Raw genomic sequence first — 25373 nt, 5'->3', positions numbered from 1 at the left:
TTTAATCTTTGGAGTTTTTAAATGATGAAAAATACCCATGCCATTTTACTCAGTGCCCTGTGCTGCTTAACCTTAAGTGCCTGCAACGAGCAAAACAGCCAATCACTTGAACAATCAAACCTCAATGATTTTACTCTAACCAGCTCAAAAGTAAGTGATGGTGGTAATTTGCCTATTACTTATACATGCGATGGGCAAAGTATTAGCCCCCCACTTAACTGGAGTGGAGCACCTCAGGCAACCAAATATTATGCGTTAATTATGGATCATAAAGCGCCAGAGGGAATGCATTGGTATTGGACCATGTACAATATTGCCGCCGATAAAACACAAATTAAAGCGGGCGAAACCCTCGGTGAGGTAGGCTCTAATAGCGTAAACGATTTAAACCAATACGCGCCGCCTTGCTCTAAAGGCCCAGGTGAAAAAAGCTATACTTATACTGTGTATGCGTTATCTGCACCGGTTACCTTTAATAGCGATACAAAAGTAGATCGCTCAGCATTACTCGCTGCTGTAAAAGATATTACGCTCGATACTGCAAGTATGACGGTTAAATACTCGCGAAGCGCCAGTAGCGCCGAACACAAACCTAATACAAGACCAAAACCAAATGAGCAACCAAAGCCTGATAAATCATATTTAACCGCTAACGTAAAATCACCTCGTTGCGATGCTATTACACAATCAGTAAGTAATGCAGGGTTTGATCAAAGCGTATCTGTTACGTGCGATGAACAATATGCTTATATTGCCTCATCTACTTACCCTGATCATGACGTAATGACTGGTATTACAGGTACTAACGAGCAAATACCCGTTCCAGCTAAAGACTACGTAGCACCTATAAAGCTAAACCCGAAAAAAGCAAAAACAATAACAACAATTGATGCAGCCGTAGGTGTTGCCGTTAATGGCGTACCAATATACGACTATTCTTCGCAAGGTGAACTGGACGTAAATAGCTACGATGAAAAACACGACACGTTAGCACTCGGACAGTTAGATATATGTGGCGGACACGCAGGACGAGGTGATGACTACCATTATCATGTATCGCCAACGTGTATGATTGACACAATGAAAAACCAATCAAGCGATGCCATTATTGGTTGGGCTTACGATGGTTATCCGCTTTATGGCAGTAAAAACCCAGACGGCAGTTTAATTGCCAAAGGTGACCTTGATGTATGTAACGGACAAACCGACGACACATTTGGCTATCGCTACCAAACATCAGCTACGCCGCCGTATATTATTCAGTGCTTAGTAGGTGAAGTAGATATCGCAAAATTACCAAGAGTGTCACCACTTAGTGGCGATACTCAAGGTATAAGAGCCGACTTGCGCCCGCCACAAGGAGGCGTTGAAAACCTAACGCACACAATCTCTGAAAACGGCAGCCGTACAATGAGCTACTCATACAAAGGCGAGAACTACTTTACTACCTACAGCCCTGCATCACAGGGAAAAGACTGCTATAGCTTTAAACAAAAAACCATCAGTAATGGTGGCAAAGTTCAAACAGGTACATTTTGTAGAGGTCCGCAACCAAATCACCTTACTCCAACAGTCACTAAGCAAAATACAAATCCTGCCATTACGGGCAAGCATAACTTAAAGCTAGAAGCATGGGCTGATAACTGGTTTACAGCCTACATAGGCGAGCAGTTACTTGTTGAAGATTCTGTGCCTATAACCACAGAGCGTTCATTTAATGCCGAAAGTATTACGTTTTCTGCAAACTACCCTATTGAGCTTAATTTAATAATTAAAGACTTTAAGCAAAACGACACTGGGCTTGAATACATCGGCGCTAAAAATCAGCAAATGGGTGATGGCGGTTTTATTATGCAGCTTACCGACACCGATACAAATAAAGTAGTTGCCGTAAGCGATAAAAGCTTTAAATGCGAAATACTTCACAAAGCGCCGCTCAACAAATTATGCGAAAGCGAATCAAACCCAGTTGCGGGCGAAGGCGTTTGTACGTTTATGTCAAAAGAAGCACCAACTAACTGGCTGCAAAGTAACTTTGACGATACCAATTGGGCTAATGCAGTAGAGCACAACTTTGCCGATGTAGGACCAAAAGACGGTTACGACGATATTAACTGGGATGAAAACGCAAAATTCATATGGGGCGAAGACTTAGAAACCGACAACACCCTTATTTGTAAAGCAATTATTGAGCAACCTCAATAAACAAAAAGGTCAACCGCCTCAATAAAAGGTAGTAATTATGTATTTTTTAAAAAAATTAAAATGGCTAATGCTAGCGTGTATTTTAACAAGTATGAGCGCTCAAGTGAGCGCCCATGTATTAAAAAACACAACAGCCCAAGTAATTTTAAGAGACGGGCAAGTTGAGGTTAAAGTATTAACTAATGCTGAGCACTTAATTTCAGCGCTGCAAAGCGAGCAAGCATGGCTTATGGGCGATATTGATAAGCTTATGCCTACAAACTTAAGTGCAGAGCAACAAGAAGAGTTTGCAAAAAATGCATTTAAACAAAAAACGAGCTTACGTGTAAATCAGCAAGTTATCGTGTTTGAACGCGTCACTTTTACCACCAGCAACAACGAAGCGCACGACCTAGAAATTGTTTTTCAAGCGAAGCACACATTTACAACAGTAGATGAGCTTGCCATATCGTTCCCTAAAAGTTTAGGTGCAGTACACGCAAGCTTTGTTAAACCACAATATAAGTTACTGGGTGCTGGCGATACCGCAAAAATAAAGTTCTAGTCCAAATATCAACATATCTAAAAAGCTTACTTAAAAAGGATTTTAGTAAGCAACTCCCTAAATACGCTAATTGTAGGCACATAATCAATATGCAATACTGCTTGGTACGTTAACACATGATTTTTACTATTTGCCAATCAGTGAAATTAATACATAAATTCTTTTTAGCTTTTTTTATCACTAATATCGCCCTAGTTGGGCTTATGTTTGTGTTTATATACATGACCTTTTCGTCAGGGTTTAACGACTTTGTTGAACAAGAAGAAACAAAGCATGTCGCAATGGTTAAGCATCAACTTATTGAGCTTTATAGCGAATTAGGCAGTTGGCAACCCATTACGCAAAACACGCAATTATGGCGCTCTATTGTAGAGCCACAAAAAAAGCCAGGCGAGCCTAAAACGAATAAACACACAAGCACCCCACCCAAACCAAATAGCAGCAATGCAACGCCCTCTTTATTGTGGGTACACTTACCTGCGGGTTCCCTTAAAACAGGGCAACGTATAAGTTTATATGATCAAAATAAAAAAGTTGTTGTTGGTAGAGCGAATTTAAACGACAACCCACATATAGAGCCTATTTTATTAAACAATAACGTTATAGGCTGGATAGGTTTAGTACCTTCAAAGCTTGTGCAAAGTAGCCCAGCAAAAGCCTTTTTAGCAGCGCAATTTCATAACTATTTTATGATCACGTTACTCGTTATTGCGCTCGCATTTATTATGGCTATTGTGTTATCTCGCCATTTAATAAAACCAATAAAGCAAATAGTAACTGGCACCGATGAGTTAACAAACGGAAATTTTGCCAGCAGAATAATGCCCTCTAGTAAAGATGAGCTAGGTACCCTATCCAACAATTTTAACGCCTTAGCCCACACGCTTGAGCAAAACCAACAAATGCGGTTTCAATGGGTGTCAGACACATCCCACGAATTAAGAACCCCACTTACCGTACTACGATCGCACTTGTTAGCTGTGCAAGATGGTGTATTTACAGCCGACACAAAGCGCATTAATTTACTCATAAACCAAGTAGATAACTTAAGTCACATTGTTGACGACCTAGCCCAACTAGCACAAACAGATAGTGTTAATTTAACCTATAACAATGCGCGCACTGATTTAATAAGCATTTTTGAGCAATCAATTGAAAACTACACCGCTCGCTTTAAAGAGCGTGAATTAAATGTAGACAGCAAAAGCTTAGCCAAAGCCGGTAAATGTATAATAAATGGCGATAAAGAACGCCTTGTGCAACTATTTTCAAACCTGTTAGAAAATACCTGCAGATACACGCATAAAGGTGGACAAGTAATAATACTTGCCAACAAAACGCACAATAACATTGAGCTTATTTTACAAGACTCAGCCCCAAGTGTTTTACCAAACGACTTACAAAAATTGTTTGAGCGTTTTTATCGCGTTGAAAAATCTCGAAGCCGAGTGCATGGCGGCTCGGGCTTAGGACTTGCACTTTGCAAACAAATAGTAGAGGCACATGGTGGTCAAATATCGTTGCACAACTCACCACTTGGTGGGCTAGAAGTTAAAATAACGCTGACACTTTTAGGTTAAAATAATGGCATCACAAAAAATACTTATCGTTGAAGACGAAGAAAACATTGCAGAGGTACTTATTGCCTATGCTAAGCAACAAAATTACGAAACTGAGCACTTTAATAGCGGCAAAGGTGTAGTTAGTTTTGTAAAACAAAACGCTGTAGATTTAATACTTCTTGATTTAATGCTGCCAGATGTTGATGGCACAGAGCTATGTAAGCAAATTAGAGCCTTTTCAAGTGTGCCTATTATTATGCTTACCGCAAAAAGTGAAGAAATAGACCGCTTGCAGGGTTTAGAGCTCGGCGCCGATGACTACATATGCAAACCCTTCAGCCCCAAAGAAGTTATAGCACGCATAAAAGCCGTACTAAGAAGGACCAGCCAGCCTAAAACCAACATCATCAATCATAATAATTTCCAATTACACAAAGACGATTACGAAGCACGCCTAAACGACAAAAGTATTGGCTTTACCGCCGTCGAGTTTAAAATATTTTTATTATTTATAAGCCACGTAGGGCGTGTTTTTACCCGCGAAGATATTATTAATAACGTATACAGCGACACAACCGACATATCCGATCGCAACATAGATACACATATTAAAAATATACGAAAAAAGATTAACGACATCCAAGCAGGACTAAACCCAATAGCAGCGGTTTATAGTGTGGGATATAAGTTTAAAGAGTAGGTTTACTTATTCAAATAAAGCTAACATGACGCAAAAGCGCGATATAAATCGCGCTTTTATTTTAATCACTAACCTGAATACTCATAACTAAAGATTAATAGCTGAGCAGTCGTTGGGTTTCGTTTCACTCAGCCCAACCTACGTAAATAGACTTAAAGCCCTAGGCCTGCCATAAAATCATCATCGCCATCATCTTGTTCTACTGCTTTAGATGATTTTTCTTTGTCCGCTTTTTTTCGTGCTTCGTTTTCAATTATGTCATCTGGGTCTAGTGCTTCTGCAATATCAAAGTCGTGTAATTTAATAAACTCTGTTTTATCCATCGCTAATTCCAAGTAAAAAATATTTTGCTTACTTGTGGTGAATGTTACGCGTCGGGCTTGCGGGCGATCCATTGTGGTATCTACCGATATTTGCACTTGCTTATTTATTGCCATCATTTTTGGCTGGTTTTGCGTAATAGACGTATGCAATTGCTCACGCACTTTAGACGTAAAGTCGCCAACAATTTGATTCATCAACTCGCCTAGTACGTTTGATACGTCGTCTGATAAGTGGCTATGCGCTATTTCATCTTCTGGCATTCCCATATTGCGCATGTAATCGCCATAAATTTCCATCGCCGCTTGCGAAGTAAAGTTGGTAATTACGAGCCCTGTAAAACCGCCGTCAAATAAAACAAAGCAACCAATATCTGGTCGCATACATGTACGTGTTATTTTTTGCACCATGGCTGAGTAGCTAATACCATTACCGCTGGCTGATGTGAGTACGCCTGTCACTGAATGACAAAGGGTTGCTAATATATCGTCTGTGTTGATGACCTTACTTTTGCTCATTTAATCTTCTCTTTTATACTTATTATTCATAATTCTAGTCAAGCTACTGAATTTATCACTGACTATCCAGTATAAAATGTTAAAATAGCGCCATTATTTACAAAGAGACTGCCTTCGTGACCATAAAAGACAGTATTTATGCCTCTGAGCAACAAGTAAAAGATTTTAGCTTTGACCAAAATGTAGTCGAAGTTTTTCCAGATATGATTCAGCGCTCGGTACCGGGCTACGCAACTATTGTAAGTACAATGGGTAAGCTAGCGGGTGAATACGCACAAAGTAACTCAAATCTTTATGATTTAGGCTGCTCACTTGGCGCAGTAACACTTAGCATGCGACGAAATATTCGCACCGATAACTGCCATATAATAGCGGTAGATAATTCTCAAGCTATGGTTGAGCGTTGTAAGGTACATTTACAGGGTTTCAAATCAGATGTGCCTGTTACTGTTACCTTAGGCGATATTAACGAGCTTGAAATTCAAAACGCCTCTGTGGTGGCAATGAACTTTACACTGCAGTTTATTCCACACGCACAGCGCCAAGCCGTACTTGAGAAAATATACGCTAATTTAAAACCTGGTGGTGTATTGCTGCTAAGCGAAAAAATTAAAGCCGAAAACGAGCAATGCGATAACCTATTAATTGATTTGCACCACGACTTTAAACGTCACAATGGCTACTCTGAGCTTGAAATAAGCCAAAAACGTACCGCCATCGAAAACGTTATGCGCCCAGATACACTAAGCGCTCACTTTACTCGCTTACAAGATATTGGTTTTAGCCAAACTCAAGTGTGGTATCAATGTTTTAATTTTTGCTCAATGGTAGCAATTAAATAAAGAGAGTCATCCATGTCTCAATGGTTTAACCAATTTTACGCATCTATCGCACAAAGCCCACTTAGTCACTGGCTAGAAACCCTCCCTGCTCAATTAAAACATTGGCAAAACGAGGCTAGCCATGGTGATTTGCCTAAATGGCAAAAAGTACTTAAAAACTTGCCTGAGGTGGCAACTTCCCATGTTGATATTTCTACTAAGGTAGAAATTGGCGCCCCAGGAGAGATGAGTGATGGCGAGCAAAAGCAAGCCATGCATTTATTAAAACGCATGATGCCTTGGCGCAAAGGCCCATTTAGTGTGCACGGTATTGAAATAGATACAGAGTGGCGCAGTGATTGGAAGTGGGACCGCCTGCTTCCTCATATTGAGCCACTAAAAGGCCGCACTGTTTTAGATATTGGTTGTGGCTCAGGGTATCATTTATGGCGTATGCGCGGTGAAGGCGCAGAGTTTGTAGTGGGTATTGATCCGTCTGATTTATTTTTATGTCAGTTTCAGGCAATTAAACACTATAATCCAGACGAAAACGTACATTTACTGCCACTAGGCGTTGAAGCATTACCCGAGCTTAAAGCGTTTGATACGGTTTTTTCGATGGGCGTACTTTATCATCGTCGCTCACCTATCGACTTTTTAGCGCAGTTAAAAGCGCAGCTTCGCCCAGGCGGCGAACTCGTACTTGAAACCCTAGTAATTGAAGGCGACGAAAACACGGTATTAGTCCCAACCGACCGCTACGCTAAAATGCGCAACGTTTGGTTTATTCCAAGTACTGCAGCATTAAAACTATGGATGGAACGCGTTGGCTTTAAAGATGTGCAAATAAAAGATTGCGCTATTACCACGCTTGAAGAGCAACGCAAAACCGACTGGATGGAAAACGAATCGTTAATCGACTTTTTAGATCCAAACGATACAAGTAAAACAATTGAAGGCTACCCCGCTCCACTTCGAGCCATATTAACCGCAAAAGCATAGCTGTTAATTTAACGCCTTTAATACTAAAAAAGCGCCTACGGGCGTTTTTTTGTTTATTTAAACAACAAACAGCGGACAAGTGTCCTTGTTAATTATTTCAAAATTACATTTACGCTAGCCGCGACCTTGCAATTGTTGTAAAATACGCGCGTTTCTAAGCAACCCAAAACAACTATTTTGAGGAAAACCTGTGAGCGAACAAAAACAGTCTCTAAGCTATAAAGACGCGGGCGTAGATATCGACGCTGGTAATGCACTTGTTGAGCGTATTAAAGGCGTAGTTAAAAAAACTCGTCGTCCTGAAGTAATGGGCGGAATTGGTGGTTTTGGCGCACTTTGCGAAATTCCTGAAGGCTACAAGCAACCAGTATTAGTTGCAGGCACAGATGGCGTTGGTACTAAACTACGTTTAGCAATCGACTTAAAAAAACACGATACGGTTGGTATTGATTTAGTTGCAATGTGTGTAAACGACTTAATTGTTCAAGGTGCTGAACCCCTGTTTTTTCTAGATTACTATGCAACTGGTAAACTAGATGTAGACACAGCAGCTGACGTAGTTACAGGTATTGGCAAAGGTTGTGAAATTTCAGGTTGTGCCCTAATTGGTGGCGAAACAGCTGAAATGCCAGGTATGTATGATGGTGAAGACTACGACATGGCAGGCTTTTGTACAGGCGTTGTAGAAAAATCAAAAATTATTGATGGCACAAAAGTAGCAGCAGGCGATCAGCTTATTGCACTTGCATCAAGCGGCCCTCATTCAAATGGCTTCTCTTTAATTCGTAAAGTACTTGAAGTGTCAAAAGCTGATACCAGCGCTGACTTTGAAGGTAAAACATTAGGCGAAACTCTACTTGAGCCTACGCGTATTTACGTAAAACCTTTACTTGAGTTATTCAAAAACGTTGACGTACATGCGCTTTCGCATATTACTGGCGGCGGTTTTTGGGAAAACATTCCACGCGTATTACCCGCTTCGGCAAAAGCTGTAGTTAAAGGTGATAGCTGGCAGTGGCCACCAATTTTTAATTGGTTACAAGAAAACGGTAACATTACTACACATGAAATGTACCGTACATTTAACTGTGGTGTAGGCATGGTTTTAGTAGTCCCTGCAGACAAACTTGAGCAAAGCTTAACAATGCTAAAAGACTTGGGCGAAAATGCATGGCACCTTGGTGAAATTCAAGATGCAGCAGCTGGCGAAGAGCAAGTTGAAATTGTAGGTGGTGCTAAGTAATGGCACCGACTCGTCTGGTAGTTTTAATCTCAGGTAGTGGCTCTAATTTACAAGCCATCATAGATGCCTGCGAACGTGGCGAGATAAACGGGCATATAGCGGCTGTTATTAGTAATAAAGCAGACGCTTATGGCCTAGAGCGTGCAAAACAAGCAGGTATTGCTACAAAAGTGCTCAGTCATAAAGATTTTGACTCGCGCGAAGCGTACGATGCGCAATTAATGAACGTTATCGACTCTTTTATGCCAAATCTAGTTGTATTAGCTGGGTTTATGCGTATTCTTACTCCTGGCTTAGTGCAAAAATATGTTGGAAAAATGTTGAACATTCATCCATCTTTGTTGCCTAAGTATCAGGGGCTGAATACCCACCAAAGAGCAATTGATGCAAAAGACGATGTTCATGGCGTAAGTGTTCACTTTGTTACTGAAGAATTAGACGGCGGTCCCGTTATTCTCCAAGCGCAAATACCTGTACTCAAGGATGATACAGCAGAAACATTAGCAAAACGCGTGCATGAGCAAGAGCATATAATTTATCCTTTGGTGGTCAAGTGGTTCAGTGAACACAGACTTACTATGGAAGCAGATTATGCAGTTCTTGACAAAAAACAACTTCCTGCACACGGCGCGCACTACCCACAATAAAAAAATAAGTGCCCTGTTGTTATGTGCGGGCGCTTTACTTCCAACTAGCCTAATTGCAGGCGAATTGACCCAGTATCAAGCTAATTACGATATTTTACGCAAAGGTAAAAATCATGGTGAGGCTGTTCGTGAGCTCAAAAAAACGGGCGACGATACTTATGAACTTACATACCACAGCAATATTGAGTGGATGATTTTCTCTGACTCTCGTGAAGAAACATCAAAGTTTACCTTTAAAGATGGCAAGGTTACCCCGCATCATTACAATATGATCCGCACCGGTACAGGCCCAGATAAAGATTATAAAATTGATTTTGATACAACAAACAAAGTAGTGACTAGCAGCGCTAGCGAATACCCACTTAAATGCGAATGGACTGATGAATTTCAGGATGCTATTTCATACCAAGTGCAAGTGCGCGAAGGATTGAAAAAAGGCGAAACAAGCTTTTCATTCCCGCTCATAGACAAAAAAGGTAACCGCCGCGACTACAACTTTGAAGTTGTTGAAAAAGAGATGATCTCCCTACCTATCGGTAATGTAGAAGCCATTAAAGTGAAGCGTTTATACGATAACGATAAACGCCAAGCAATTGCATGGTTTGCGCCAGAAATGGATTACATGCTAGTACGTATGTGGAAAGGTGAAAAAGGTATGGAGCAGTTTGAAGTTCAAATGAATTCATTTACTGTTACTGCACCTACAACTGTTGCGCCTGCAACAGCAGAGCAACCTCAAGAAGCTAACTAAATTTAATTAAACCAAAGTTAAGTTAAGTTAAACTAATATTTAAAATAGGTGGGCTAAATTAGCTCACCCATTTTAAACAATGCAAATTCCCCAGGCTCCATTTTTTGCCAGCGCTCATCATTCGTCAAAGGCCTTGTAGCTATAACTGTTACTACATCGTTTGGTGTGGTCTCTTGTTGAAAATCAACCACCATGTCGGCATCAATCAACGTTGCTTTACCAAATGGCGCACGGCGCGTTATGTAATGTAAGTTATTAGTGCAATACGCTAAAACAAACACCCCATCGGTCAATAACATATTAAACACCCCTTTTTCACGCAGAGTTTGCGAAAGCTTAGCCGCGTATCTAAAAACCGATGCCATATTACTTGGACGCTTTGGGTATTTTTCGCGAATTTTATCAAGCAACCAACAAAAAGCGAGTTCGCTATCGGTGTTACCTACTGGGCGATAGTACTGCGGTTTTAAATCATGATAATTAGATAGCTGCCCGTTATGAGCGTAAGTAATTTCACGCCCCCATAACTCTCGCGTAAAAGGATGAGTATTTTCAAGGCATACTCGCCCGCGATTACCTTGGCGAATATGGCTAATAACCGAGACACTTTTAATGGGGTATGCTTTAACGAGCTTTGCAATTTCAGATTGATAACTCGGCTCAGGATCTTTAAAGGTTCTACAGCCTTTACCTTCGTAAAATGTAATACCCCAACCATCTTTATGTGGACCTGTATTACCACCACGCTCTAAAAGGCCTGAAAAACTAAAACAAATATCGGTAGGCACATTGGCTGACATGCCAAGTAATTCACACATTAATAAAATAACCCTTAAAAACCATACATTAAAATAAATAGCGTTATATTTGTGTATTAAGCGTACACTAATTTGCAGCCCGCTATAACGGCTATACTTACTTAAAAAGTGTCATTTTGCTATTAGATTTATTTATTTTTACGTTAACACTACTTACGGCTAATGCTTTGACTATACGATAGTTATTGAGCGTTCCTCTGTCGGGTAATTAAATATCGTATTTAAGTTACTTTCTACTACAATTTAACATCGTTATGTACTTGAAAATTACTGTTACTAGCGCTACTCTAAGTGAGGTGGTCTGACCTCTATTAAGGAATAAAAATGACACTCATATTTACACTGGTTCTAATCGCGTTGCTTTGCACTGCGGTTTACCACAGAGCAAGTTGGAACACAGCACTTGGTGTTTCGGCTATAACTTTATTAATTGGTACCTTTGCGGGTGCTTTTGGTTTAATTAGCTGGTTGATCTTTTTGATCATCGCGGTTCCTCTTTCTGTTACTGGCCTTCGTCAGCAATATATCATCAAGCCTATTTTTGCTACGTTTAAAAAAGTAACGCCAAGCATGTCTGATACTGAAAAATCAGCTATTGATGCCGGTACGACGTGGTGGGAAGCTGACTTATTTTGCGGTAACCCAGATTGGAAAAAACTTCACCAATACCCAGTTCCTAAACTTACTATTGAAGAGCAAGCCTTTGTTGATGGCCCTGTTGAAGTAGTATGTAGCATGTTGGACGATTGGGAAGCAACGCACGAACTAACCGACCTTCCTCAAGATGTATGGCAATATCTAAAAGATAATAAATTTTTTGCCATGATCATCAAAAAAGAATACGGCGGTTTAGAGTTTTCTGCATTTGCACAGTCTTGTGTACTTCAAAAACTAACAAGTAAATCAACATTACTTTCGTCAATTGTTGGTGTACCAAACTCTTTAGGCCCAGGTGAATTATTACAACACTATGGTACAAAAGAGCAAAAAGATCATTACTTACCGCGCCTAGCGAGCGGTCAAGAAATTCCATGTTTTGCATTAACTTCGCCAGAAGCGGGTTCTGATGCAAGCTCAATTCCAGACTACGGTGTGGTATGTAAAGGGCAATGGAATGGTGAAGAGGTTGTGGGTGTTAGTTTAACGTGGAATAAGCGTTACATTACACTTGCCCCAGTGGCTACCGTGCTTGGACTTGCGTTTAAATTACAAGATCCAGATGGGCTAATTGGCGACAATAAAGAGCCAGGCATCACCTGTGCACTTATTCCAACGGATACTCCTGGAGTTGAAATTGGTCGTCGACATTTCCCGCTTAACGTACCATTTCAAAATGGTCCTACTCGCGGTAAAGACATTTTCGTACCACTTGATTATATTATTGGTGGTCCAGATATGGCTGGTCAAGGCTGGCGCATGTTGGTTGAATGTTTATCGGTTGGTCGTGCAATTACATTGCCGTCAAACTCTGCCGGTGGCATTAAAATGATTGCCGTTGCAACGGGTGCGTATAGCCGTATTCGTCGTCAGTTCCGTTTACCTATTGGTAAAATGGAAGGTGTTGAAGAGTCACTAGCAAAACTTGCTGGTTACGCTTACAGCTCTGATGCTGCGGTTAGTATGTCTACGGGTGCGGTTGATTTAGGCGAAAAGCCATCGGTAGTTTCTGCCATTATTAAATACCACCTTACAGAGCAAATGCGTGATGCAACTATTCATGCAATGGATGTACTTGGCGGTAAGGGCATCATGCTTGGGCCAAATAACTATTTAGGTCGTGGCTATCAAGGGGCACCTATTGCCATTACCGTTGAAGGTGCAAACATCTTGACCCGTAATATGATTATTTATGGTCAAGGTGCAATTCGCTGTCATCCATTTGTACTTACCGAGCTAGGTGCGTGCGAAATTGAAGACCGCGAAGAAGCGCTTAACGTATTTGATAAAGCGCTAATGGGTCACATTGGTTTTACTATGTCGAACCTTGTACGTACTAAATGGCTTGCACTTACCGGCGCTCGTTTTACAAGTGTGCCGTACAACGACGAAACTGCTGAATTTTACCGTATAGCGTCACGCTTTAGTGCATCACTTGCTCTTATGTCTGACATTAGCATGGCAGTATTTGGTGGTTCACTAAAACGTAAAGAACGTATTTCAGCACGTTTAGGTGACTTACTTAGTTACTTATATTTAGTGTCTGCAACGCTTAAGCGTTACAACGACGAAGGCCGTAAAAAAGAAGATTTTGCTCTAGTAAAATGGAGTTGCCAAGATCACCTTTACCATTGCCAACGTGCACTTGCTGATTTAATTAATAACATGCCTTCGGCTCCACTACGTGCCGTGTTAAAAGTATTGTTATTCCCGTTTGGTCGCCCTGTTCGTAAACCAACTGACCAACTTGAGCATAAACTTGCGCAACTACTACAAGTACCTAGTGAAACGCGTAACCGTTTAGCAAGCTACGTATACTTAAAAAATGAGCCGCTTAACCTTGTAGGTCGTCAAGAGCAAACGCTTAAAGACATCCTAGACGTTGAGCCATTATTTGAAAGAGTATGTAAAGAGAAAGGCCTTAAACTGCCATTCTTCCAGCTTGATAAGGTAGCGCAAATGGGACTTGAAGCAGGCATATTAAGCCAAGCAGAGGCTGATAAACTAGCTGCTGTTGAGCAATCTCGTTTAGATGTTATTAACGTTGATGACTTCGACCCTGCTGACTTACTTGCAGGCAAAGCCGCGCGTAATAGCGTTAAAAAAGAAGCTGATGCTGCCTAACTAAGCATTTACAGACCAAAAGCCAGCATATAACGTGCTGGCTTTTTTGTGCACAATAAAAAAGTTTTAACAACGTGATGGAATAGTTTAATTCGTTAGATTGTTTAAATAATTATACAGCTTGGTATAACAGGCAGCTCTGACATCTAACCAACCCTAAAAGCTCTGTATTGATTAAATACCCTTAATTCATCTCTATACTCCTGTAAAAACTTAAACCCTCTCAAGAGCTCTACAAGTACAACACTATAAAGTTAATGACTATACCAATTAGCAATAATACTTAGAGCCTGCCTAGCAGTGTTAAAAGTCTCTGATATACGACTGCATGGATGCAGGAGATAGAGCAATGCAGGATCATTTGCCGAAAACAACTAAATAACGAATTATTCCTTATTATCGACATGCTTTTCTTACATCAAAATAGATTACTTAATTAAGCGAATTGGGGTTAAACCTGGCGTTAAGTTAACTGCGGTAAAAGTTTCAAAGTTACGAAAGAAGGGATACAGCGCAATGCACAAGCACTTAACCAGAGCATCGGTAGATTGATATAGGTATTGATACAATAAGGAATATAAGCAGGTTCGTGCAAGGAATGTATTTGATAGCTGATAGCTGATAGCTGATAGCCAAAGAATGTTTTACTAAATTATTTAATCAAGGATTTTATAAGCTTGTTATTGAGGAAATAACAAGTGGCGGAGTGGACGGGACTCGAACCCGCGACCCCCGGCGTGACAGGCCGGTATTCTAACCAACTGAACTACCACTCCGCAGTGGTATGTGCATGGGGTAATGCACTTACTAATTTTAATCATGATATCAAATGGCGGAGTGGACGGGACTCGAACCCGCGACCCCCGGCGTGACAGGCCGGTATTCTAACCAACTGAACTACCACTCCGCAGAGATATCATTATACTTGTTATTACTTAATTTGTTGGCGGAGTGGACGGGACTCGAACCCGCGACCCCCGGCGTGACAGGCCGGTATTCTAACCAACTGAACTACCACTCCAGCATACAAATTTTGTAATATAACGTTGTTTAAATAGTTGGCGGAGTGGACGGGACTCGAACCCGCGACCCCCGGCGTGACAGGCCGGTATTCTAACCAACTGAACTACCACTCCAGCGCATATTTAAACTGTTATTTTTTCTTATTGGCGGAGTGGACGGGACTCGAACCCGCGACCCCCGGCGTGACAGGCCGGTATTCTAACCAACTGAACTACCACTCCATAATAAGAATATGTTTTACAACCATACGTTGTGTAAGTGTTGGCGGAGTGGACGGGACTCGAACCCGCGACCCCCGGCGTGACAGGCCGGTATTCTAACCAACTGAACTACCACTCCAGCTTTTACTTACAAGTTTTACGAAAATGGCGGAGTGGACGGGACTCGAACCCGCGACCCCCGGCGTGACAGGCCGGTATTCTAACCAACTGAACTACCACTCCATATTTTCGTTGCTGTTTAGGTCTCCCTGACAGCGGCGTGAATAATACGAACCAACCCCTATTTCGTCAAGGGCTTTTTTGTTTTTTTATAGGTTTTTTAGTCATCTGTCATCGAAAGGTTTAAAATTTCACCTGATCTGTCATTTTTTGAGCCATTTTTACCGACTTGATTTTTTTCAGTGTCGGCAACACCACCTTCACTTGTTTTCTTTTTCTTTAAAAAAGGCAGCTTAACTTTAAATTTAATCGGTTTTTTCTGAACGAATATACGAATTAACAACCATCCGAGTAATAAAATGAGCGTATTGCAGCCTACAATTAAACTAATAATTGTTGATGTGGCCATTTTTTCTTCAGCAGGTTCACTCTCAATCATTTTATCTGGTGTAATAATCGTTGCCGGATCAATTTCGGGCACCGCTTCTATGGGTCGTTCTATCTCAAATTTATACGTTGGCAGCGTTGCCATAAATTCACGGCCATTAATATTAGTGCCAAAAACAGACAGCTCAACACTATATCTACCCCAATCATAATTTTTAACACTGAGCTGACGTGAGTCTTTAGCAGCGGCATCTATGGTAAACATTTGCTCTTCGTTATTGGGATAGTAGATTTTTCCCTGGATGATGACTGTTTCGGGCTTAACGATACTTGGGTCTATATTTATAGTTAACAGATGCTCGTCTGTGTCTTGCTCTGCTAAAGCGACTTCGGTTACAAAAGGAGGCTCGTGCACTTCTATTGTATTTTGCACAATGCGACGCTGCAGCAGAGGTGTTGCCACGTAAAGCTCTGGTGTCCATTCACCCGCAGGGAAATCTAAAGTAAACTCGCCGGTAAACACACCATCTTTAGGACGCTCATCAAATCCACGTCCATCGTCTTTAAATTCCGCTACTTCTTGAATGCCTGCACCAAAGTTAGCAAAGTTTTCATTGTTGGTACTTACAAAGTCAACATTAAGGCTCACAACATCCCTAAATAGGTTTGTGTTAATTGGCTCACCGTCGTTTAGTATTTTCCCGGTGATTTTTATTGTCTCCCCCCTAAACAACATTGAAGGAAGAGGCTCTGCCTCAAGAGATATTTCGCCTAATACAACTATTCTGCTATCGGGCAAAATACTGCCTATTACTTGCCAAGGACCTGCCATAGGTTTTTTTATGGTAACTAAATCGTAGCTGAGTTCGTCAAACCAATCTAAGTTAGGGTTTTTAACTGAGTCAGTAGCAAAGTACTTACTGCCATCGGGCCGCACTAAAATAACAGCAGGTGCACCTGATTTTCTAAAAAACAGCAGTGTTATTTCATCTATTTTGCTATCTATGCGAAAACGATTATCAAGTAAAGGGATCTCATTTTGATGCCCATCGCGCTTGAGCACTTCTACTTGTTTTACGCCATATGCATTGCCAGTAAATAAACTAGCGGCACATAACGCTGTTACAAAATACATCGTTTTCATTAAATCGCCTTATTCAGCGCGCCATATACATTGGCCGCCTTCTTTGTTTACAAGATCTAATCGTGCTTCGTGTGCGCTTTGCTCAGCGTCGCTTGCTCGCAATACAACTAATGGGGCTCTATCGCTATTTAAACGCTTTATACCGCCTTTCTGTTGCTCGCTGCCGTCATCTTTGTTTTGATTCAAATTCAGCTTTGTTTGACCACCCGTCATGGCAAGGTAAACATCGGCTAAAATTTCAGAATCCAGTAGCGCGCCGTGAAGTGTTCGCTTTGCGTTATCTACATCGTAACGACGACATAATGCATCAAGATTGTTCTTTTGACCTGGATGCAAGTCACGCGCCATTTTAAGCGTGTCGAGAACTTGACAAAAAGTCTCTGTTTTAGGATAGCCCTGATTAAGTAGTGCAAATTCATTATCCATATGACCAACATCGAACGGTGCGTTATGAATAACTAACTCTGCCCCTTCAATATAGTCGAAAAACTCTTGGGCAATTTGATGAAATAACGGTTTATCACGTAAAAATTCGTTAGTGATACCGTGAACGTCGATTGCTTCTTCTTCACTTGGGCGTTGTGGGTTTATATAAACGTGAAAGTTATTGCCTGTTAAGCGGCGATTTACTAACTCCACACAACCAATTTCTATAATACGGTGCCCTTGTTTAGGGTCGATGCCGGTGGTTTCTGTATCTAAAACTATTTGTCTACGTGCCATATCGAATTTAGCCTGATTCTGGTATCTTTCTATAATCACTTTATTGTACATAAGATCAAGGTAAAACAGTGCAAAAAACCGTAGAGATTTACACCGACGGCTCATGTTTAGGTAATCCAGGCCCCGGCGGTTATGGTATTTTTATGATTTATAACGGCCACGAAAAAGAAATGAGCCAAGGTTATAAACTCACAACAAATAACCGAATGGAAATGCTCGCGGCTATTGTAGCCCTAGAATCACTCACTCGAGAATGCGAAGTAAACCTAACAACCGATAGCCAATATGTTAAGCAAGGCATTGAATCGTGGATCACTAACTGGAAAAAACGTGGCTGGTTAACATCAGCTAAAAAGCCGGTTAAAAACGTCGATTTATGGAAACGCTTAGATAAAGCCTGTAGCGAGCACAATGTAACTTGGAAGTGGGTTAAAGGGCATAGCGGCAATAAATACAACGAAATAGTTGACGATTTAGCCCGCGATGCCGCTGGCAGTAAAGATTTACTAGAAGATGTAGGCTACCAGCCTTAAATTTATTCTAAGCTAGTTGTTATACCAATCTTATTAAAAACATGTTCATTCTATCGCATTAAATAACTCACTAACTGCGTTAAAAATTATTCATATAGAACAACTATATGTCACAATTTTCGCCTTGTTAATGTGCTATTTTCTTAGCGCTATAATAGATCACTTACTTAATGCAATTGGTGTTATTTTTTTGCTTGCACGATTTAAAGTGTTGCTTTGACGTTTGTCTAAGCCCTGCCCCTTTTACTGGTGCAAATTGCGGCCTAGCATGCCACTTAGGTTTTATTGGCGTAAGTGGCGCAACTCTTTTTCGTGCCACCAGCATATAAACACTGCCCATTGGTTTTAAATACTGTTTTGCAAAAGTCCGCCAAAACTCAAATCTTGATAACCTGTTACCTCTTGCCAGTGATGAATAAATAAAACGTTCGTCACTTACAATTTCAAAACCCAATAAATTTAGCCAATCTTTAACCCTCGCAGGGGTAAAAAAGCGCCCTGTCCATGGTAATTTCTGACCACTAAAAGGCAGCATTTGTGCAAGCCCGCACAAACTAAACGGATTAAAACCAGTCACGAGTATATAACCGCCCGGAATAAGCGTGCGATGTGCTTCTCGTAAAATGTGATGTGGGTCTGAATGATACTCTAAGCAGTGGCTTAGTATGCAGGCATCAATACTGTGCTCGTAAAATGGCAGTTCATATATGTCAGCAACGACCCCGGTGTAAGGCCCAGGCTCTGCAACACACACTTGGTGTTTAATCGTACTTATACTTGTGTTTAATTCGCCACTTAAGTTACCCAACTTAAGCATATGATAACCAAACATACGCGGTAGCCATTGCTCCATTTTACGTTCAATATCTGTGCGTAAATAATCCCCATGAGGAAACTGCTGCCACGACAGTGGTTTGGGTCCTTCTTGAAAACTAAGGGCTGGTTTCATTTTTTGAGCTCGTTATACTATGCGATAAGTGTCACTTTATAGAGCAATTTACCATGGTGCAAGTCAAAGCAATTAAAGCCTTTTCTGATAATTACATTTGGTGTTTAACTACCGATAACAGTAACCAAGCATGGGTAGTCGATCCAGGCCAAGCACATCCCGTATTAACGTACTTAGCTGAGCACAAACTAACGCTTGGTGGCATTTTAATTACGCATCATCACTACGACCACACTGATGGCGTAGCTGAATTAGTTGACGCCTATCCAGATATATCGGTTTATGGCCCTGCAAATAGTCCATTTAAAGGCGTCACTCACGCACTCACTGATGGACAAAGCATCAGTGTACTTAATATTAACTTTACTATTTTAGCAACTCCTGGGCACACGCTTGATCATATTTGTTACACAAATGATGAACTTGCTTTTACAGGCGATACATTATTTAGCGGCGGATGTGGGCGCTTATTTGAAGGCACGCCAGAGCAAATGTGGATATCTTTTAATAAACTAAGAGAGCTGCCTGCAAGCTGTGTTGTGTATTGCACGCACGAATACACGCAAGCTAATCTTGCCTTTGCCAAAGCAGTTGAACCACGCAATCCAGAACTCCTTGCGTACAGTAAAAAAGTAGATGAATTACGCAGTAATAATCAAATTTCTCTACCTACCTCTATTGGACAGGAGCTAAAAATAAATCCATTTATGCGTAGCGATTTGCCAACCATTATAGAGTTAGTGCCCGAGAAATTTATCTCGGTTACAAAAAACAATGAACCTTGGGGAAACTTTGCGAGTCTGAGACAGTTCAAAGACAATTTTTAATGCAAAAACTAATACTTTAATATTTATTTTATTAGAATCATTAACTTAAGATATAGTGATGATTCTATTTCTGCGTTTTAAAAAGTCATTAAGTGGCAATGTTAACTCATAACAGGTAGTATTCGCCGAGTTTTTTACCCGATGTATTGGTATTTATGAATAAATCTCCCCTATTAGTAGCCTTGGCGTTAGCGCTAAGTGGTTGTCAAACACTGACAACATTAGAGTCAGACTCGCAAGTTGCCACGCAAGCAAACCAACAACTCGAAGGCGCAAGTCCTAACGACATTAACAATGCATTGATGGTAAACGCACAATATCAGCAAGTTGACTCTGATGAGCAAGAAGCTCCCGTGTTTGATGATGTGTGGGAGCGAATTCGCTACCAACTTTCTATCGAAATACCGCAAAACCGCCCTGTTGTTACTGAACGTAATTATTACGCTCGCCACCAAGCCTATTTAGATCGTATTTCTAAACGTGCAGAACCTTACTTACACTTTATTGTTGAAGAAGTAGAAAAGCGCGAAATGCCAATCGAAATTGCACTACTGCCTATTGTAGAAAGCGCATTTGACCCGTTTGGTTATTCTAATCGCAGCGCATCGGGCATTTGGCAGTTTATGCCTGCAACCGGTGAGCGATTCGATTTAAAACAAAACTGGTGGTACGACGGTCGTCGCGACATAGTGCAGTCGACTCGCGCAGCACTTGACTACTTATCGTATTTACATAAAACACTTGAAGGCGATTGGCTAAATGCGATTGCTGCTTACAACTCAGGTGAAGGGCGCTTGATGCGCGCTATTAAAAAGAATCGTAAAAAGCATTTACCTACCGATTTTTGGTCTCTTGATTTACCTAGCGAAACAACAGCCTATGTACCAAAGTTATTAGCACTTGCCGATTTATTAAAACGCTCAGATGATTTTAACGTTACATGGCAACCAGTAATTAATGCACAAGTGGTTGAAGTGGTTGATGTTGGCTCGCAAATAGATTTAGCACTTGCTGCTGATATGGCCGATATGACGCTTACTGAGCTATACAGATTAAACCCAGGTTTTAACCGCTGGGCAACTGACCCTAATGGCCCACATTCTTTATTACTGCCAGTAGATAAAGCAGAGCAATTTAGCCAAAAACTAGCAAACACTGATGTTAAAAACAGATTACGCTGGCAGCGTTATATTGTGGCTCGAGGCGACAGCTTATCAGTAATTGCCAAAAAGTTTACAACAAGCTCAAGTGCAATCCGATCGCTTAATAAACTCAAATCAAATACGATTAAAGTAGGCCAAGAGTTATTAGTCCCGCTTACTGATGGCGCTATAAATAGCGAGCATTTACCAAAGCAGATGCGTTTAGCTGCTAATAAAGCAACTCGCACAAAGCTTTCGCACACAGTTAAAAGTGGCGACACGTTATGGGACATTAGCCGCGAATATGACGTAACTATGGATGAATTGGCTAAATGGAATAAGCTAAAGAAAAACTCTGTACTGCGCCTAAATCAAAAACTAACTGTGTATAAGTCAGCTAATAAACCACAAGCAACGGCAAGCACCAACCGTACTATTACATACAAAGTACGCCGTGGTGACTCACTTGCACGTATTGCGTCTAAGTTTAATCTAAGCGTTAACGAAATTATTAAGTGGAATAATTTAGCCGGTCAAAAATACTTACAACCTGGCCAAAAGCTAAAACTTAAAGTAGATGTCAGAAGTAGTTAATTTATAAAACTATATTAAAAGTAAAAAGGAGCGCATGCGCTCCTTTTTTAATACCTTAAAGTTAAGGATTAAGCAGGTAGTTTTTCTAGCCATACTTTTAACCAAGGCTCGGTTACCGGCCATGGTTCAAAGTCTTCGCATGCATCTATTTCTAGGCGGTTGCCCACAGGCTTTGCTTGTAAATCACGAAGTAGCTCGTCAAAGCTTCGCCCTGCGCCACAAAATGTATCGCCGTAACATCTGTCACCCATTGCAATTACACCAAATGGTTTATCGGTAAGCATTGGGAAAGTGCTATTCATTGCAAAGTACAATCCGGCCAAATTACTCGGTACATCACCTTGGCCTGTTGTGGAGGTAACAATTAAAATGTGCGATGCATTTTTTATATCATCAAGTGATGCTTCAGTAATTACTGTAGCAGTATGACCCGCTTGCTCTATTGTGGCTGCAACTTCATCGCTTAAACGCTCTGCACCGCCATTAACGCTGCCTACAAAAATACTAATATGTGCCATTAATAATCCTTTTCTTGCTCTGGCCAACCTAGCTGCTTACATATTTCAAGCATGTCTTCACCTAGTGGCGCTTTAATTGTTATTGATTCATTACTATAAGGGTGCACAAAACTAAGCTCTGTTGCAAATAACATTAAGCGTCTTAGCTCAAAATGATCCCTAAAAAATTGATTATGCTGGTTATCACCGTGATTTACATCACCAATGATAGGCAGTGATAAATGTTTTAAGTGTCTGCGAATTTGATGCTTGCGCCCGGTTTTTGGAAAACACTCAACTAACGAGTAACGCACTGTTGGATACTTACCAATAGGAATAGGCAATGCAGCTTGGTGCAAGCAATTAAACTGGGTTTGCGCTTCTTGCGGTGCTTTATCTTGATCTGCAAACTTATCGGCTATTTTATCAAGTTCTTCTTTAAGCGGTTTATCTAAAAATACTGACTCTGGTGCAAAACCGCGCACTAAGGCTAAATAGCGCTTAGCAATGGTACCTTCAATAAATAGCTGGTTCATATCGCGAGCAGCTTCCGAGCTCAATGCAAACAGTAATACGCCCGACGTAGGTCTATCGAGCCTATGTACTGGAAATACATGTTGCCCTAGCTGGTCGCGCAACATTTGCATAGCAAACTGGGTTTCGTGTTTATCTAAAAACGAGCGATGCACTAATAAACCTGAAGGCTTATTTATAGCCACATAGTTTTCATCTTGATACAAAATAGTCAGCTCGCCATATTCAATAGGCGCTGGACGCTCACTCATTTGGTTCTCCTAAAAAGATATCAAGGGCTGTTAGTAATTCAATTATTTCATCGCTTCCGGCTTTATTCACAAGTGTCATTTGCGCCATAGGGGCAATAGCAAAGTTACGCGGCAGTGGTTGCCTATGTGTTATTAATTGCTGTATTTTTTCAATAAATACAAACTGTAACCACTGCTCAAACGCCATTGTATCGTGACAAAAAGGAGTATTTGAAAGCAGTGCCTCAGCGTCTATTGGCTCACTTTGCCAAAGCGCGTGTTTTTGTAAAAGTGCCGTTAGCTGCACTAAATAAGTTTGGGTTTGCTGGTACATAACCACCCTCTTTTATATATGTAATGCAATTATACCCTGTTCCCTCATAAGCGGCTATGACGTATAATTAATGTAATTTTGCAGTAAAAACAGTTGAGAAAACAATGAGTGATCAAATAGCTACATTAGGTCAGCTTTTAGATGGTGCGGGTACTCAGTGGCGTGCTTTTGATATTGGCAGGCACATTACTAAGCTTGATAAAAAACAATTTTTAGCTATTGAACAAGCTCAAGTGCCTTACCCTTATCCACTTGCTGGTCATGCATGGCTCGCTATTCAATTTTGGGATACTAAAGCCAGTAAAGAACCGTATGTATGGTTTTTAAAATTTCCACTTGATGAGCAAAGTATGCTGGTAAGTGCTAGTCGCGATCACTTTGCTGATATGGTTATTCAAGCGCTAGGCACTGAAATTACAGGTGAGCAAGCCGATGGAAAACTTGATAATAACCCTTATGTTTTTACACCAAACGCAAATAAATTAGCGGCATTTAACGCCCAAGTAAAAGTACTATTAAAACAGCCTGCATCGCAGTATTACGAGCATGCACAACTGTACTTTAGCGGTAAAATTGGTTTTGATAATTGGCAAAGTGTTGCACTACAGGGTATTGCCGATTTTGCACTACGCTTAAACAGCGATACAAACTTAAGTAATCTGCAAAAAGCATGGGCGCATTTACCTATTGAAGTACTACAACCACTCAGTGCCATGCTTGAACACGTTGAAATACCAACATCAATGAGTGAGTTACTTGTTGATTACACGCAGGGTGCAATTAGTAACAACGACACAGTGGCTATAACCGCAGCACTAAGATCAATTTCAAAAGGTCAAGCTCAAGGGTTATGCGCTCAATTAGTTGATACTGTACTAAGCTCACCAGTGAGGCACGACTCTGACGTGTTACTAACAATAGCTGGGCGGTGTTTTAAGCAATTAGAAAACCCTGAACGCTTACATGTATTTATGGATAATTGCGCGCATCATCAAAAAATTGAAGAGTTGTTTCCAAGTATTTTTGCAGACTTAGTTGCAATACCAACTATTCGCCCGCATTTATTAGGCTTATTACGTAAAGAAAATCGTAGCGAAACCCTCGCGCGTGCAATTGGAAGGTTATTCTCTTAAATGGCAAGTTTATGGACGTTCATACTTATTGGTAGTGTAATTTACTTATTTTGGCTTAACCGAAAGGTTGCTGAAGCGGCGAACGTTCATGCTAAACGTCAAAGTGAGCAACTGCAGGTGCAGTTGATGAGTGTTGCATGCACAAAACGCCGCTTTGGTTTTTTAAAGAACGGCAAGCCAGGCATTAAAAGTGAATTTATATTTGAATTTTCAAGCGATGGTGAAAATGCTTATCAAGGTGTGTTAATTATGGAAAATGAGTTTTTGAAAAGTGTGGTTGTTCCACCGCATAAAATATAAAACTTAATATACTTTAAGAGTATGTGTCTTAAATTAATAAATTTAATTCAACACAAAAAACTAAGGCGTAACTAAAGTTACGCCCCAATTGGACTGCATCCTGCTAGATATCCATTATCTTAAATCCGTATTATCATCCCCTGAACGAGTAAACAACCTTGTTTACCCTCACATTGCATCCTGCAATATCCATGGCCACCTTGGCAAACCCACGAAATCTATCGTTTGGCTACATCCGTAGCATCATCCTTGGCAATCCTTTTAAGTAGCTCCTGCCACTTTTGCATCCTGCAATATCCATAGCTATCTTGGCAAACCCACGAAATCTATCGTTTGGCTACGTCCCGTAGCATCATCCCTGGTAATCCTTTAAAGTAGCTCCTGCCACTTTTTGCATCCTGCAATGTCCACTTGCCATCTTGGCAGTCCTGCGTAAACTAACGCTCCTGCTACTTCCTGTAGCGTCATCCGTGATTATCCTAAAGTAACTCCTAGCTACTAAGTGCTTCATGCACTTCCTTATTCTTCCTTGTATCCGTTTTAGCTTGTCCTTTATGCTTCCTGCTAGCGTCTGCTATGTTGCCTATTCCGTATCCTTGGCAGTAACTCAATCATTGAGCTATGTCGTCTTGACAAAGAGAAGTTTAAAGCAATCAGGGGGGAGAAATAGGACTTAACATTAAATAAATAAACGTCACAAAAATGAAAAAACAAAATAAACGATGCAGAA

The 25373-nt window shown here is 40.8% G+C and carries 23 protein-coding genes and 7 tRNA genes; 15 read left to right on the top strand and 15 right to left on the bottom strand.

Annotated elements, in window-relative coordinates; genetic code table 11:
* The first annotated feature begins 21 nt into the window (after window positions 1-21).
* From FFU37_RS04400 to FFU37_RS04385, 4 genes are all read left to right on the top strand, one after another.
* Entirely contained in the window at window positions 22-2205 is a 2184-nt protein-coding gene (locus FFU37_RS04400) for a YbhB/YbcL family Raf kinase inhibitor-like protein (protein ID WP_175413888.1), read from the top strand.
* 37 nt (window positions 2206-2242) lie between these two features.
* Window positions 2243-2749 (top strand): hypothetical protein, encoded by a 507-nt coding sequence (locus tag FFU37_RS04395; protein WP_138488808.1) that lies wholly within the window; start codon window positions 2243-2245, stop codon window positions 2747-2749.
* A gap of 203 nt (window positions 2750-2952) precedes the next feature.
* Complete coding sequence (locus tag FFU37_RS04390) at window positions 2953-4329, top strand: ATP-binding protein (RefSeq protein ID WP_239022713.1); 1377 nt, start codon at window positions 2953-2955, stop codon at window positions 4327-4329.
* A gap of 4 nt (window positions 4330-4333) precedes the next feature.
* The gene (locus FFU37_RS04385; protein WP_138488806.1) at window positions 4334-5011 is read left to right on the top strand and encodes a response regulator; all 678 of its coding nucleotides are present in this window, start codon (window positions 4334-4336) and stop codon (window positions 5009-5011) included.
* A 152-nt stretch (window positions 5012-5163) separates the two neighbouring features.
* On the opposite strand, the gene FFU37_RS04380 is transcribed toward FFU37_RS04385, so the two are convergent.
* Entirely contained in the window at window positions 5164-5850 is a 687-nt protein-coding gene (locus FFU37_RS04380) for a DUF3334 family protein (protein ID WP_138488805.1), read from the bottom strand.
* Window positions 5851-5966: 116 nt separating this feature from the next.
* Here FFU37_RS04380 and cmoA point away from each other — a divergent pair, with 116 nt between their 5' ends.
* The 5 genes from cmoA to FFU37_RS04355 all read left to right on the top strand — a co-directional run bounded on the left by cmoA (window position 5967) and on the right by FFU37_RS04355 (window position 10314).
* On the top strand, window positions 5967-6692 hold the full coding sequence (gene cmoA / locus FFU37_RS04375) for a carboxy-S-adenosyl-L-methionine synthase CmoA (protein ID WP_007378000.1): 726 nt from the start codon (window positions 5967-5969) through the stop codon (window positions 6690-6692).
* A gap of 12 nt (window positions 6693-6704) precedes the next feature.
* Window positions 6705-7673: a tRNA 5-methoxyuridine(34)/uridine 5-oxyacetic acid(34) synthase CmoB gene (gene cmoB / locus FFU37_RS04370; protein ID WP_138488804.1), complete on the top strand. Its 969-nt coding sequence runs from the start codon at window positions 6705-6707 to the stop codon at window positions 7671-7673.
* 190 nt (window positions 7674-7863) lie between these two features.
* On the top strand, window positions 7864-8916 hold the full coding sequence (gene purM / locus FFU37_RS04365; protein ID WP_002959993.1) for a phosphoribosylformylglycinamidine cyclo-ligase: 1053 nt from the start codon (window positions 7864-7866) through the stop codon (window positions 8914-8916).
* Entirely contained in the window at window positions 8916-9563 is a 648-nt protein-coding gene (gene purN / locus FFU37_RS04360; protein WP_002959994.1) for a phosphoribosylglycinamide formyltransferase, read from the top strand. The genes purM and purN overlap by 1 nt, the downstream gene beginning before the upstream one ends.
* A 16-nt stretch (window positions 9564-9579) precedes the next feature.
* Complete coding sequence (locus tag FFU37_RS04355; protein WP_138490001.1) at window positions 9580-10314, top strand: DUF3108 domain-containing protein; 735 nt, start codon at window positions 9580-9582, stop codon at window positions 10312-10314.
* A gap of 53 nt (window positions 10315-10367) precedes the next feature.
* On the opposite strand, the gene FFU37_RS04350 is transcribed toward FFU37_RS04355, so the two are convergent.
* Entirely contained in the window at window positions 10368-11132 is a 765-nt protein-coding gene (locus FFU37_RS04350) for a class II glutamine amidotransferase (protein WP_002959998.1), read from the bottom strand.
* A gap of 324 nt (window positions 11133-11456) precedes the next feature.
* On the opposite strand from FFU37_RS04350, the gene fadE reads away from it, so the two are divergent.
* Window positions 11457-13913, top strand: a complete 2457-nt coding sequence (gene fadE, locus FFU37_RS04345; RefSeq protein ID WP_002960075.1) for an acyl-CoA dehydrogenase FadE — start codon at window positions 11457-11459, stop codon at window positions 13911-13913.
* A gap of 699 nt (window positions 13914-14612) precedes the next feature.
* Here the strand turns inward: fadE and FFU37_RS04340 are convergent.
* From FFU37_RS04340 to dnaQ, 9 genes are all read right to left on the bottom strand, one after another.
* Window positions 14613-14689, bottom strand: a tRNA-Asp gene (locus FFU37_RS04340).
* A 54-nt stretch (window positions 14690-14743) separates the two neighbouring features.
* Window positions 14744-14820 (bottom strand) — tRNA-Asp (locus FFU37_RS04335).
* A 37-nt stretch (window positions 14821-14857) separates the two neighbouring features.
* A tRNA-Asp gene (locus FFU37_RS04330) sits at window positions 14858-14934 on the bottom strand.
* 38 nt (window positions 14935-14972) lie between these two features.
* Window positions 14973-15049, bottom strand: a tRNA-Asp gene (locus FFU37_RS04325).
* Window positions 15050-15080: 31 nt separating this feature from the next.
* Window positions 15081-15157 (bottom strand) — tRNA-Asp (locus FFU37_RS04320).
* A gap of 41 nt (window positions 15158-15198) precedes the next feature.
* A tRNA-Asp gene (locus FFU37_RS04315) sits at window positions 15199-15275 on the bottom strand.
* 27 nt (window positions 15276-15302) lie between these two features.
* A tRNA-Asp gene (locus FFU37_RS04310) sits at window positions 15303-15379 on the bottom strand.
* A gap of 97 nt (window positions 15380-15476) precedes the next feature.
* A complete protein-coding gene (locus FFU37_RS04305; protein ID WP_138488803.1) occupies window positions 15477-16847 on the bottom strand; it encodes a TIGR03503 family protein in 1371 nt (456 codons plus the stop codon).
* A 9-nt stretch (window positions 16848-16856) separates the two neighbouring features.
* Window positions 16857-17570 (bottom strand): DNA polymerase III subunit epsilon, encoded by a 714-nt coding sequence (gene dnaQ / locus FFU37_RS04300; protein ID WP_024606537.1) that lies wholly within the window; start codon window positions 17568-17570, stop codon window positions 16857-16859.
* 68 nt (window positions 17571-17638) lie between these two features.
* Between dnaQ and rnhA the strand changes: the two genes are divergently transcribed.
* Window positions 17639-18103 carry a ribonuclease HI gene (gene rnhA, locus FFU37_RS04295; protein WP_024606536.1) on the top strand — a complete coding sequence of 155 codons (465 nt, stop codon included), beginning with the start codon at window positions 17639-17641 and terminating at the stop codon, window positions 18101-18103.
* A gap of 163 nt (window positions 18104-18266) precedes the next feature.
* Here rnhA and FFU37_RS04290 read toward each other — a convergent pair whose 3' ends face one another.
* On the bottom strand, window positions 18267-19052 hold the full coding sequence (locus FFU37_RS04290; protein WP_138488802.1) for a class I SAM-dependent methyltransferase: 786 nt from the start codon (window positions 19050-19052) through the stop codon (window positions 18267-18269).
* Between the two features lie 53 nt (window positions 19053-19105).
* On the opposite strand from FFU37_RS04290, the gene gloB reads away from it, so the two are divergent.
* Together gloB and FFU37_RS04280 are read left to right on the top strand one after the other, a co-directional pair.
* Entirely contained in the window at window positions 19106-19879 is a 774-nt protein-coding gene (gene gloB, locus FFU37_RS04285) for a hydroxyacylglutathione hydrolase (RefSeq protein ID WP_138488801.1), read from the top strand.
* A 155-nt stretch (window positions 19880-20034) separates the two neighbouring features.
* Window positions 20035-21615: a LysM peptidoglycan-binding domain-containing protein gene (locus tag FFU37_RS04280; protein WP_138488800.1), complete on the top strand. Its 1581-nt coding sequence runs from the start codon at window positions 20035-20037 to the stop codon at window positions 21613-21615.
* A gap of 68 nt (window positions 21616-21683) precedes the next feature.
* On the opposite strand, the gene FFU37_RS04275 is transcribed toward FFU37_RS04280, so the two are convergent.
* The 3 genes from FFU37_RS04275 to FFU37_RS04265 are packed head-to-tail and all read right to left on the bottom strand — an operon-like array spanning window position 21684 to window position 23210.
* Complete coding sequence (locus FFU37_RS04275) at window positions 21684-22133, bottom strand: flavodoxin (protein WP_010553680.1); 450 nt, start codon at window positions 22131-22133, stop codon at window positions 21684-21686.
* The gene (gene truC / locus FFU37_RS04270; RefSeq protein ID WP_039488539.1) at window positions 22133-22897 is read right to left on the bottom strand and encodes a tRNA pseudouridine(65) synthase TruC; all 765 of its coding nucleotides are present in this window, start codon (window positions 22895-22897) and stop codon (window positions 22133-22135) included. The genes FFU37_RS04275 and truC overlap by 1 nt, the downstream gene beginning before the upstream one ends.
* The gene (locus FFU37_RS04265) at window positions 22890-23210 is read right to left on the bottom strand and encodes a YqcC family protein (protein WP_138488799.1); all 321 of its coding nucleotides are present in this window, start codon (window positions 23208-23210) and stop codon (window positions 22890-22892) included. Before FFU37_RS04265 ends, truC begins: the two co-directional genes overlap by 8 nt.
* A 104-nt stretch (window positions 23211-23314) precedes the next feature.
* Here FFU37_RS04265 and FFU37_RS04260 point away from each other — a divergent pair, with 104 nt between their 5' ends.
* Window positions 23315-24343 carry a DUF3549 family protein gene (locus FFU37_RS04260; RefSeq protein ID WP_138488798.1) on the top strand — a complete coding sequence of 343 codons (1029 nt, stop codon included), beginning with the start codon at window positions 23315-23317 and terminating at the stop codon, window positions 24341-24343.
* Window positions 24344-24643, top strand: a complete 300-nt coding sequence (locus FFU37_RS04255; protein WP_002963032.1) for a DUF3301 domain-containing protein — start codon at window positions 24344-24346, stop codon at window positions 24641-24643.
* Window positions 24644-25373: the final 730 nt, after the last annotated feature.

Origin of the sequence: Pseudoalteromonas distincta, assembly GCF_005877035.1 — a bacterium.
In the GTDB taxonomy this organism is placed as follows: Bacteria; Pseudomonadota; Gammaproteobacteria; order Enterobacterales; family Alteromonadaceae; genus Pseudoalteromonas; species Pseudoalteromonas distincta.
This window is presented reverse-complemented; position numbering and strand designations above follow the sequence as displayed.